The 12,493-nt window shown below is 42.8% G+C and carries 9 protein-coding genes; 6 read left to right on the forward strand and 3 right to left on the reverse strand.

Annotated elements, in window-relative coordinates; translation table 11 throughout:
• Window positions 1-151 precede the first annotated feature (151 nt).
• The 3 genes from EAH55_RS01460 (at window position 152) to EAH55_RS01470 (ending at window position 5,968) form a co-directional block, all read left to right on the forward strand.
• Window positions 152-3,145 (forward strand): SusC/RagA family TonB-linked outer membrane protein, encoded by a 2,994-nt coding sequence (locus tag EAH55_RS01460; RefSeq protein WP_121808194.1) that lies wholly within the window; start codon window positions 152-154, stop codon window positions 3,143-3,145.
• Between the two features lie 21 nt (window positions 3,146-3,166).
• On the forward strand, window positions 3,167-4,795 hold the full coding sequence (locus tag EAH55_RS01465) for a RagB/SusD family nutrient uptake outer membrane protein (protein WP_121808195.1): 1,629 nt from the start codon (window positions 3,167-3,169) through the stop codon (window positions 4,793-4,795).
• A 78-nt stretch (window positions 4,796-4,873) separates the two neighbouring features.
• The gene (locus EAH55_RS01470; RefSeq protein WP_121808196.1) at window positions 4,874-5,968 is read left to right on the forward strand and encodes a phosphatidylinositol-specific phospholipase C1-like protein; all 1,095 of its coding nucleotides are present in this window, start codon (window positions 4,874-4,876) and stop codon (window positions 5,966-5,968) included.
• Window positions 5,969-6,032: 64 nt separating this feature from the next.
• Here the strand turns inward: EAH55_RS01470 and EAH55_RS01475 are convergent, their stop codons facing one another.
• Window positions 6,033-6,314, reverse strand: a complete 282-nt coding sequence (locus EAH55_RS01475; protein WP_112568454.1) for a DUF4242 domain-containing protein — start codon at window positions 6,312-6,314, stop codon at window positions 6,033-6,035.
• Between the two features lie 357 nt (window positions 6,315-6,671).
• On the opposite strand from EAH55_RS01475, the gene EAH55_RS01480 reads away from it, so the two are divergent.
• The 3 genes from EAH55_RS01480 to EAH55_RS01490 all read left to right on the forward strand — a co-directional run bounded on the left by EAH55_RS01480 (window position 6,672) and on the right by EAH55_RS01490 (window position 10,239).
• Complete coding sequence (locus EAH55_RS01480) at window positions 6,672-8,888, forward strand: CRTAC1 family protein (protein WP_244228073.1); 2,217 nt, start codon at window positions 6,672-6,674, stop codon at window positions 8,886-8,888.
• Window positions 8,889-8,901: 13 nt separating this feature from the next.
• A complete protein-coding gene (locus tag EAH55_RS01485) occupies window positions 8,902-9,681 on the forward strand; it encodes a DUF4261 domain-containing protein (RefSeq protein ID WP_121808198.1) in 780 nt (259 codons plus the stop codon).
• Window positions 9,682-9,750: 69 nt separating this feature from the next.
• Entirely contained in the window at window positions 9,751-10,239 is a 489-nt protein-coding gene (locus EAH55_RS01490) for a hypothetical protein (RefSeq protein WP_121808199.1), read from the forward strand.
• Window positions 10,240-10,462: 223 nt separating this feature from the next.
• Here EAH55_RS01490 and EAH55_RS01495 read toward each other — a convergent pair whose 3' ends face one another.
• Window positions 10,463-11,044 carry an HPP family protein gene (locus tag EAH55_RS01495; protein WP_121808200.1) on the reverse strand — a complete coding sequence of 194 codons (582 nt, stop codon included), beginning with the start codon at window positions 11,042-11,044 and terminating at the stop codon, window positions 10,463-10,465.
• A gap of 193 nt (window positions 11,045-11,237) precedes the next feature.
• Entirely contained in the window at window positions 11,238-12,491 is a 1,254-nt protein-coding gene (locus tag EAH55_RS01500; protein ID WP_121808201.1) for a cation:proton antiporter, read from the reverse strand.
• Window positions 12,492-12,493 lie beyond the last annotated feature (2 nt).

Raw genomic sequence — 12,493 nt, forward strand, 5'->3', positions numbered from 1 at the left:
TTAAAAAATCAACATCAATTTTAATTAATAGATAAGTTAACCCGGTATTTATTTCCCGATAATAAAACAACCGTTGCTTTGCAGCAATTTATCGCCCTCATATTCTCAACTTGGGCAACTATTAAAAGGGGTTTATCATTAATTAAAAACTATGGAAAAACATTACAGATCTATCTTAAGGCTATGCCACAGGTCGAGTAAAACGATTTGTCTTTTTATGCTGATGTTCATGGCCACATCAATGGCTTTCGCGCAGCAACGTACCATCAGAGGTACCGTTACCGACGAAACAAACTTACCGTTACCAGGGGTAGTGGTAACGGTTAAAAGTACAGGTAAAGCCACTTCAACCACAGCTAACGGTATTTATCAGGTTACAGTAAGCGGACCTGAAGACGTGATCAAATTTACTTTCTTAGGTTCATTACCAAAAGAAGTTATCGTTGGAGACAAAAAAGTTGTTAACGTTACCATGGTAACCGATACTAAACAACTTAAAGATGTTGTGGTTATTGGTTACGGTACCGCAAGCCGTAAAGACGTAACAGGCGCTATCACTTCTGTTAAAGCCGAAGATTTTAACGCCGGTGTATTAACCACTCCTGCCGAGTTATTACAAGGTAAGGTTGCAGGTTTGAACATCACCAAAAGCGGCGACCCTAACAAACAACCGGCTACTATATTAAGGGGGCCATCAACATTACGTGAAGGTGCTGCTCAACAGCCATTTTATGTAATTGACGGTGTACCGGGCGCTTCTATTGACCTTTTAGCTCCTGCCGATATCGAAAGCATCGACGTTCTGAAAGACGCTTCTTCAACTGCTATTTACGGTTCACGTGCGGCTAACGGTGTAATCATTGTTACCACCCGCAGGGCTAAAGCCGGCCAAACCCGTTTAACTTACAGTGCTTACGCTGCTGTTGAAAACGTATCAAAAAACATCGACGTGCTTACAGGCGATGAACTGCGTAAATATTTAACTGACAATGGCGTGCCTAAATTAAGCGCGGCCGATGATGACGGTTCAAATACCAACTGGCAAAAACTGGCCGAAAGAACCGGTTACTCTCAAAACCATAACCTTTCATATGGTGGCGCGGGCACTAACTCAGAGTACGGCGCAAGCGTAAACTACATGAAAAACAATGGTATCCTGAACAATACCAGCCTTGAGCGTACTATCTACAAAGGCTATATCAACCAGCGCTTTTTTAATGATCGTTTAAAGTTAGGTATCACCCTTACTAACAGTGCTACCAAAAACAACGACATTTTCCAAAGCCAGGTATTATCAGGTATCTTATTTTACCTGCCAACGGTTGGCCCGTATAACGCAGATGGCACCTATAAAGAAAACTACAGCCGTACAGGTAGTGGACCTTTAAACCCGTTGTCATTGATCAATAACAACTTTACCAGGACGGAGAATAACAAAACCCTGATCAATGGTTTTGCATCTCTCGACATCTTGAAAGGCTTAAAGTTCACCGTATCCGGATCAACCCAAAAAGAGCAAAATAACGTTAACACCTACTCTACCAGCCAATCTGGTATTTATGTTAATGCCGGTGGTGTAGCTGTACGTAGCGCTTACACCAACACCAGCAACGTTGTTGAGGCTTACTTTAATTATGATCGCGTATTTGGTAAACACTCACTGAAATTATTAGGTGGTTACTCTTACCAGCAGGATCGTAATAACGACGGTTTTGGCGTACAAACACAAGGCTTTTCAAACGATGCCTTAACTTACAACTACCTGGCGCTTTCAAACCCAACCCAGTTATCACAGATAGTATTTAACCCTGCCTATATCTCAACATTGAGGTTCGTATCGTTCTACGCTCGTGCCCAGTATGAGTTTTCAGATAAATACCTGTTACAAGCTTCATTAAGGGAAGACGGTTCATCAGCATTTGGTATCAACCAACGTCACGGTTACTTCCCTGCAGCTTCTGCCGGCTGGAAAATCATCAACGAAGATTTCATGAAATCAATTCCTGTAATCAGCGACCTGAAATTAAGGGCCGGTTACGGTGTATCTGGTAACAGCTTAGGTTTTGATGCCTTTACTGCACGTTTAATTTATGGTGTGCCTCCGGGTGGTGGTAAATTCCTGAGCAATGGTAACATTGTAAACCCTATTGGCCCGGTACGTAACGATAACCCTGACCTGAAATGGGAAAGTACTGCTACTACCAACATCGGTTTGGATTTTGGTTTGTTCAACAACCGTTTAACCGGTTCGGTAGATTATTATATCAAGAAAACATCTGACCTGATCTATACCTACCCAGTATCAACCACACTTTACTTCTATCCTTTTTACACTGCTAACGTAGGTAAAATTAAAAACAGCGGTATCGAGGTTGTTTTAAACGCTGTACCGGTAAAATCACAAGCCTTTACATGGCGCACTTCATTCAACGTTTCGCATAACAAAAACGTAGTTGAAAGCTTATCAAACAGCCAGTTCGGCCTTAACTTTATCCAAACGGCACAGTTAGGTGGTAAAGGCCAGTCAGGTAACTACAGTCAGATCATTCAGCCAGGCTATGCTATCGGTACGTTTGACTTATGGCATTACCTGGGCAAAAACGGTAACGGTGTAAGTACCTATGAAAAAGCAGATGGCTCAACAACAGCTACACAGCCGCTTACTACTGATCAGTTTATTAAATACGACGCGCAGCCTAAGCTGATCTACGGCTGGAGCAACAGTTTCTTCTACAAAGGTTTCGACTTAAACTTCCTGGTTCGTGGTGTTTATGGTAACAAGGTATTGAATGCAACCCTTGCTTCATTGAACAACCCTGCCGATTCAAAACTGCAGAATATCCCGAGGTTTACCTTAGGCGAATCATTTAAGGATATCAACGCTTACCTGATCTCTGATCGTTTCCTTGAAAGCGGCTCATACCTGCGTTTGGATAACGCTACTTTAGGTTACACCATTAAACCGCATATCCAGGCTATCAAAAGCCTGCGTTTTTATGCTTCGGGCAATAACATTTTCATCATTACCAAATACCGTGGTGTTGATCCCGAAGTTAACATCGGCGGCTTAACCCCGGGTATCGATAACCGCGATTACTATCCTAAAACACGCACGTTCAGCTTAGGTATAACTGCACAATTCTAATAAACCTCAGAAAGACAAAAGATGAAAAAGATATTTTTAGCATGTGCCGCTTTCGCTACCATGATCGGCACATATTCATGTACAAAATTAGATGTACCTGTTGAGTCACAATACGTAACATCAAACTTCCCGGTTACCGATGCCGATTATACCGCATTGCTGGGTACTATTTACTCAAACCTTTCGTCAAGCTATGCCGTACCTTACTGGCGTATGCAGGATATGTCTACAGATGAGGCTATCCTACCTGCCCGCGATGGTAACTTTGACGATGGTGGCCAGTACCGCCAGTTACACTACCACAGCTGGACCTTTGACCATCCAAACGTTATCAGCGTATGGCAATGGGGTTTCGGTGGTATCAATACCTGTAACCGTATCATCAGCGTTATTAACGCGTCGTCATCATCAGCGGCTAAAAAAGCTTCGTCTGTTGCCGAAGTTAAAGCCATGCGCGCCCTGTACCTTTATTTCATGATGGATTTGTATGGCAACGTGCCAATCATTACCGATTTCCCGGTAACTACACAACCAGCCAATCAGCCACGTGCTAAAGTGTACGAGTTTATCGAAAGCGAGCTTAAAACCGTTTTACCTTTATTGCCAGCTAAAAGCAGCAACGCGGCAACAAACGTAGGTCAATACGGTCGCCCAACTAAAGGTATGGTGTTTGCCCTGCTTGCAAAAATGTACCTTAACTCTGGTGTTTATATCGGTACTAACCGTTACCAGGAAACCGTTGCCATGTGCGATAGCGTGCAGACTAACACCAACTATTTCCTTGACGCTAAGTTCCGTGATATATTTTTGCCGACAAACGGTCCGCAAATCAATGAAACTATCTTCGCGGTTCCTTATGACCAGCAGATTCCGGGTAACCAGTTCACCCGTTTTGGTTTCTTTTATTACCTGGCACAGGCTTACGGATTTAACGTAGGTTTAAGTATCGCTATGAGTACTACGCCTGAATTCTATAACCGTTTTAACATTCCTGGCGATGACCGTACCAAAACATGGTTAGCAGGTCCGCAATATTACCCAGATGGCAACGGCGGCTTTACCAGTCAGCCTGTTTACTATCCTACCGGCACCGCAGGCGTTCCGGCTAACACACAGATCAACATTAAACCCGATCTTATACTTACCGGTTTAAAACCAATGGACTTAGGTAACGATGTACTTAACGCACAATCAGAAGGTGTACGTTCAATTAAATACTACCCGGATGTTAACATTATCCAGGCAACCCGTTTAAACAGTAACGACGTACCTGTATTCCGTTTGGCTGATATTTACCTGATGAAAGCCGAAGCTATTTTACGTGGTGCCGCTCCTACTACCATCAACGGTGATGCGCAAACTCCGCTTACTTTGGTAAACAAACTGCGTACCCGTGCCCACGCACAGGCTGCTACCTCAATTGACCTGGATGGTTTATTGGACGAGCGTGCACGTGAGCTTTCATGGGAAGCATGGCGTCGTAATGACCTGATCCGTTACGGTTTATTCGAGAAAGAATATCCGCTGCCGGTTATGGGTGGCAAAACCGATGATCTGAAAATGAACACCGACCCAACCCGCAGGTTATACCCAATTCCTTCAACCGAATTAAAAACTAACCCTAACCTGAAACAAAACCCGGGTTATTAATCATTAACATTTTTTATAAAGCGCAAAAGGGAATCCTTTTGCGCTTTATTTCGTTAAACCAATAATATTTCTATCAAAATGAAATTTACAGGCGGATTAATCGCAGGCATTGTTCTTTCAGCATCAGCGTTATTGAACAACCCCGACGATCAGAAAATGAACCACTTCCAGGTGATAGGATCGCACAATAGCTACAAACAGGCTATAAACCCAAAGCTGTTCCGTTTTTTGCAGCAGCGCGATTCGGTTGGCATGAGCAAGATAGATTATGAGCACATCAGTCTTAGCGATCAACTTAACTTAGGTTTGAACGCTTTGGAGATTGATGTTTATGCCGATCCTAAAGGCGGCAAATACGCTCATCCAAAAGGATTAGACTGGGTACCGGGCCAACCGGCATTTGATACCCAAGGCGTAATGAAGGAGCCAGGCTTTAAGGTTTTTCATATTGAGGATATCGACTTCCGCAGCAATTGCGCTACTTTTAAGCTTTGCCTGCAGGAGTTGAAAAAATGGAGCGATGAGCATCCAAACCATAACCCCATCTACATTACCATGAATGCCAAGGACGAGGCGCCGGATAAACCCGGATTTACTGTTCCTGAAAAATTTACCGCTCAAACCTTTGCCGATTTAGACAAAGAAATTTTGACCTACCTTGGCAAACAGTATTTAATTACTCCTGATGATGTGCGCGGCTCATACAAAACCCTTGAAGCCGCGGTACTGCACAATAACTGGCCAACACTAAAAGCAGCCAAGGGCAAATTCATCTTTATCCTTGACGAAAAAGGCGAAAAAAGAGCGACTTACATAGCCGGTCACCCTTCATTAAAAGGCCGTGTATTATTTGCCGACGCGTTGCCCGGAACTCCGGAAGCAGCCATCCATATTATGAATGATGCTAAAAAAGACCTGATAGCTATTCAAAAATTGGTGAAGAAAGGCTACATCATCCGTACCCGTGCCGATTCTGATACGCAGGAAGCCCGTGCTAATGACATGAGTTCATTTGAAGCGGCACAAAAATCCGGCGCACAGATCATCAGTACCGATTATTATAAAAAAAGCACCCATTTTAATTCTGATTATGTGATCAGCTTTAATGGCGGTACATATTTTAAACCCGATCCACTGTTTCAAACCAGATCACAAGGTTCTGTTGGAAATTGATCCATACAAAACGCAAAAAGAAAAGGCCTGTAATCAATTACAGGCCTTTTCTTTTTATGTGATATTAAACTGTAACGGTACTTGTTGTAGGGTCGATAACGGCTTTAACCTCCGCAATACTGGTTACCGGGAAGCCGCCTTTCATGGCGTGTTCGCGAATAACATCTTCGCTTTCGGCAATGTGGATGCAGTAGATCTTATCGGCAGTAACAAACGACTGGATCCAATGGTATGGCTTGCCCAGGTCATTTACAACCGAACATGATGTTTGTGAAATGGCCTGTAATTCTTCGGGCGAAAGGTTACCCGCACCAGGCAACTCCCGTTCAATAACAAATTTTTTCATGACACATAATTTAAGGGTTAGTATTGATTTGATTAGGAAGGGATGGTCAAGGGCCATCGATAAAACGGTGTCAAAAAACACTTATAAAGTTATGTAAATCATATATATTATAAAAATCTCCTTACAAAACATTTGTGATTATTTCAACCTCACACAGATGTTACAATATCCTTTAACACTAAAACAGTACCTTTATAATCAACCCTTTACATCTATTTAAACCCAGGTTACCTATTTAGTCCGGTTTGCATTTACTAACCAGCCGGCGCACACCAATTTCTACCATTGTTCAACTCAATTATGCGTTTGCAACACATCTATATCAGCTATATAAAAAGCTATTTGTTTTTTTTGACAATGCCGTTTTTAGCGGGTTTAATCTCGTCATGCGGCGGTTCATCACACCAGGATATGATAGATATTCTTCATAACGAGAGTAAACGAACCTTTAGCAGGCTGAATGCAAATTGCCCGGAAGCTCAGTTACTGCATTGCGATTCGGACCTGCATACGGTTACAGACCAGGGTAATATCAATTTCCTGAATTATGCGAAGGCTTCGTTGTTAGTAAGGGTTGGCCAGGAAGAAAAGGCGGTATCTATATATCAAAATCTGCTGGACAGGATGGATCCCGAAGTGAGCAAGCAAATGCTGCCCGAAGTGGCCATAGCCTATATGCGTGTTGGGGAGCGCAATAATTGTATGCTTAACCATACCGGCTCATCGTGTGTATTTCCTATCCGGGGCGAAGGTGTACATGTAATTAAAACAGGATCAACCAAAGCCATCGAAATTTATGAACAGATCTTGAAAAAAAACCCCGGTGATCTGGAATCAAGATGGCTGCTGAATATAGCGTTTATGACTTTGGGTAAATATCCGCAGGAAGTACCTCACGACCTCCTTATTCCTAACCTAAACATTGATACCGGCTTTAAAGTAAAACCATTTGTTGATGCAGGCCCCAGTCTTAACTTAAGTGTTAATAACAAAGCAGGCGGCGTTATTGCGGATGATTTTAATGGTGATGGCTATATTGACCTCATAACATCGGGTATGGGCTTTGATGATGCTATGCATTACTTCAGAAACAATAAGGATGGCACATTTACTGATATTGCGGAAACCGCCGGACTGAAAGGCATAACCGGCGGCTTAAACATTCAACAAACCGATTATAATAACGATGGCAAACCCGATATTTTTGTTTTGCGGGGAGCCTGGCTTGATAAGGGCTTTGGCAACCAGCCAAGTTCCCTGCTTCGTAATAACGGCGACGGCACTTTTACAGATGTAACCATACCAAGCGGCCTGCTCTTTTATCACTCCACTCAAACCGCTACCTGGGCCGATTTTAACAACGATGGATGGCTGGATGTTTTTATAGGCTACGAAAGCAAAACGCCCGATGACATTGAAAAATGCGCCCTATACATCAATAACCATGGCGAGGGTTTTGTAAACGTGGCTGAACAGGCCCATTGTGATGTGGTTGGTTTTGTAAAAGGCGTTACCTCCGGCGACTATGATAACGACGGTAAACCTGATATTTTTGTATCCTGCATCGACGGAAAAAAATTCCTGCTGCACAACACAACACAGCCCGGAAAAAATGTAAATTTTGAAAACGTGACCGACAAGGCCGGTTTTGCAAATAATACAAACCCAACCTTTGGCAGCTGGTTTTTTGACTACAATAACGATGGTTACCTTGACCTGGTAGCCTGTAATTTCAACTTTAAAAGCTATACCACCACATTAGGTTACTTTGCCGCTTCCGAAGCCCTCGGTAAACCTGTAAAAGGAGCCGGCAACATCTTTCTGTTCCGAAATAACAAGAACGGCACTTTTACCGATATAACCGACCAGGCCGGGCTAACCAGGGTAGTATTTGCCATGGGCTGCAACTTTGGCGATATTGATAACGATGGCTATCCCGATATGTATTTCGGCACCGGCAACCCCGATTTCCGTTCGCTGGTGCCCAACAAATTGTTTCGTAATATGAGTGGGAAACGTTTTTCTGATGTAACTACATCGGCCCGGGTTGGCAACCTGCAAAAAGGTCATGGCATTGCCTTCGCCGACTTCAGGAACGTTGGCAAACAAGACATTTATGCCGAAATGGGCGGAACTTATAACGGCGACTCGTACGCTAACCCGTTGTATGTAAATCCAGGCCAAAACAACAATAACTGGATCAGCTTAAAGCTGGAGGGTACCAAAGCCAACAAAGCAGCTATTGGCAGTCACATTAAACTAACATTTATGGAGAACGGCGTGAAACGCAGCGTTTACAAGGATGTAAACTCCGGCGGTAGTTTTGGCTCATCGCCCCTTCGGCAGGAAATAGGGATAGGCCAGGCCAAATCAATTGCCGAGATAGAGATAAAATGGGCTGGAACCGCGGAAAAGCAATATTTCAGAAATATAGCACCCAACCAGTTTTTACAAATTACCGAGGGTAATAACGTGCCGCGACCAACTAAATTGAAATCGCTTGAATTTAAAATCAAAGCAGGAACAACAGTTTGTTTGCCGGTATCTTTAACAACACAGGTTAAAACTAATTAATATATTAGTTACCATGAACTTTCTTAAAAAGCTGTTTAAAAAACCTCAACCATCAAATACTCCACAAATAAAACTGGCAATGGTTCTAATACCTGATATCCGTTCTTTTTCTTTTGATGAATTTATTGATACCCTCCGTACCAACCTAATCATAAACGAATCTGAAAGCAGCCAGGAGACAGGTTCATTTAAAGTTGACGATGAACAGTTTTTTATATCGTTAATGCCTTTTGCCATTCCTGCTGAAGATATTGAAAACACGGCCATGTACGCCTATAACTGGCCAACAGCAGTTCAGGACCTTAAAGATTATCAGGCCCATATTATCGTAGCCCTATCATCAACCAATAACGATCATATTAAACATTTTCGCCTGGTTACCCTGGTTACTAACAGCCTTCTTAAAACTACTGATGCAATAGGCGTTTACGACGGTACGCAATCATTACTAATACCCAAAAACGATTATTTGGTAAATGCTGCCGCTATGAGTGCCTCGGACCTGCCCCTAAGTATTTGGATTTACTTCGGGTTAAGAAAAGCAGACAATAAAAACAGCGGTTACACTTACGGACTTAAGGCTTTTGGATTAAATGAGATAGAGATAATTGACTCCGACCACTCGTTTAAGGATATTCATGAGTTGTTATACAATGTATCTCATTATTTGCTTATGAGCGGCATAAAACTCAATGCAGGCGAAACAGTTGGAGGTTCGGAAAATGAAAAGATCAGAGTTGATTTCTCCAAAGCAGTATTGGTAGAGGGGGATAGTTATAAGTTGATCTACTAATCTGCTTTACCCAGTAGGTTGTTCTGCTGTTGACGTTTCAAGCTTCATTTTTTACTATATTTAGCAAGCATGAGCCCTGTTTTCAAAACCATTATCACATACAGTATAATTGAAGCTGTGTTACTATCAGCAACACTCTACCTTCTTTATTTATCCGACTTTAATATTCCCGAATATATTCCGCTTACCCCAATAACGACAAGCAGCGTAATATTCAGCACTATTTTAATAGGAATGTGCATTGGTACCGAAAAACGGATGCTTCGTCTTCAACCTGATTTGAGCATGGTAAAACTCACACTTTATGGCACAGCAACGGGATGCTTGGCAGAATTAACATACCAGGGTTTACGCTATTCACTCATCCCTTCCAATAGGCTCAACAACTTCTTCGCCGGCATGCTGGTTATCGCTGTCACTATCACTATAATTTCCTGGTTAACGGCTTTTCAATTAAAAACCAGGCAGACCAGAATGCTTATCTTTTATATTATCATTATTTGCTTATTAGCAAGGACATTACAACACTTCCCGGCATTTATTCAACAAACAACTTAAGTAAAACTATTGCTGACATTAAGCTGTCTGAAGCCAGAGACTTCGAACTGTCGTTATATTCCTTTAGATAATGTTTAAGGGTTACTGAGATATAATCGCCAACTCGCCGAAAAACTAATTGGGTTGGACGTAATACTATTTTAAAATAAACATTAGTTCTTAGCGATCAAATCATTAGAAAAAATCAAACTACCAGAGCACAGGCAATAATGACGTACAATTATTACCGCTGGTATCGCCGCCATACCTGCAGCCATTTTTTATTATTAGGATAATGCCTGTGTTTGGTCATGTTGTTGAACAACAAGGCTATCAATAACAGGATCATTGCACCTGAAAACACGGGACTAAATACATACATATAACCCAGCGCTTTTATTTTTTCAGAGCCGATATTGGCGATCAAAGCTGTGGCTCCGCCCGGCGGATGAAGGGTTCTGGTAATCTGCATCAATACTATTGATATCGACACTGAAAGTGCTGCGGCCAGCCATAATTCGTTAGGAACGAGTTTGTGTATCGTAACACCAACCAGGGCACAAAGCACGTGCCCGCCTACCAGGTTGCGTGGCTGTGCCAGTGGACTATTAATCACGCCATAAATCAATACCGAAGAAGCCCCAAACGAGCCGATCAGGAAAAGATTATCTGAAGCAGTAAAGTATTTGCTGTTTAGCAAGCCAATTAGCGCAATGCCCGAAAACGAGCTGATAAATGTCCAGAAGTGTTCCCTGAAATCAACAAGGGTTTCTTTGTAAACAATGTACTTTGCTGTGCGTATGTGCCTGTGTATCCTTCTTCTCATATTATCATCGGTTTTAGCCGATAGTTTGTTCTTCTTATTTTAAAACAGGCAGTTCTTTAGCCTGTTTAATGTGCTGTCCGAAGTCTGTGACTTCGGACGACTATGCTTGTAGTCTTTGACTACATGTAGTTACAAACTACATCCATAGCTAATTCGAAGTCAGAGACTTCGAACAGCAGTATCTGCAACGATTTTAACCAATACTTGATTCTTCTTCTGTTAAAACGGGCGGTTCTTCCAAACGTTTAACCAATTTCTTACCGGCATGCTCGGTAGCAAATGAAGCTACCACACAGGTCACCAGGATTAGGATAATGGTGCCGTTCAAAATATTATCGTCTATGATCTGTGCCTTAAAGCCAACCAGTATAATGGCCAGTGTAGCGGCGGCATGGGCACTGCTTAGGCCAAATATTAGCGTACGCTGTGTCGCCGAATATTTGAATATTTTTTGGGTAGATAGTGCCGCCAGCCATTTCCCTAACAAAGCGCCGAGCGTAAGGCTCAGGGCTACAATAGTAGCCTGCGGACCACGCGTAAGTACCCGCAGATCAACCAGCATACCCACACTGATGAGGAAGAATGGAATAAATATGGCATTACCTACAAAATCAATCCGGTGCATTAATTGCTGCGATTGCTGTACCGCCTTGTTCAGCGCCAGCCCGGCCACAAAGGCACCGATAATAGGTTCAACCCCGGCCAGCTGCGAAAGAAAGGCCGACAGGAACACGATAAACAGCACAAATACATAAGGCAATGTTTTGCTGTCGCGATAGCGGTTAAAGAACCAACGCGCCAGTGGCGGTATCAGCACAAACATGATAAAGGCGAAAATCGACAGCGAGATCATCAGCTGCAGCCAGAAGCTGAAACCCAGCCCGCCATTTTTAGCACCCATAATTACCGGCAATAATATTAGTACGGCGGTATCGGTGAGGATAGTACCACCAACGCTAATGGCCACGGCCTCATTTTTAGCCATACCATATTTGCTCACAATAGGATAAGCCACCAGCGTATGCGTAGCAAACATACTCGCTGTTAATGCCGATGTTATCAGCGGATAACCCAGCAGGTAATAACATATCGGGAAGCCAATAAGTATAGGAATACAAAAAGTAAAAAAGCCGAATACCAGGCTGCGATGTTTCTTCTGTTTAAACTCATTCAGGTCGAGTTCAACCCCTGCAATGAACATGATGTACAGCAAGCCTATGGTAGAGAACAAGTCAATAGCCGAATTTTTCTTGAGCAGGTTTAACCCGTGCGGACCAATTGCTATCCCTGCCAAAATAAAACCCACTATGCCCGGAAACCTGAACTTGCCCATAATAATAGGAGCAAGTAAAATGATCAAAAGTATCAGCGAGAAAACGAGTACCGGGTTACTAAACGGCAATTCAAACTGCTGCGTTAACCGGCCCAGGATATCGGCATTATGCATGC

The organism is Mucilaginibacter kameinonensis (assembly GCF_003675385.1).
In the GTDB taxonomy this organism is placed as follows: Bacteria; Bacteroidota; Bacteroidia; order Sphingobacteriales; family Sphingobacteriaceae; genus Mucilaginibacter; species Mucilaginibacter kameinonensis.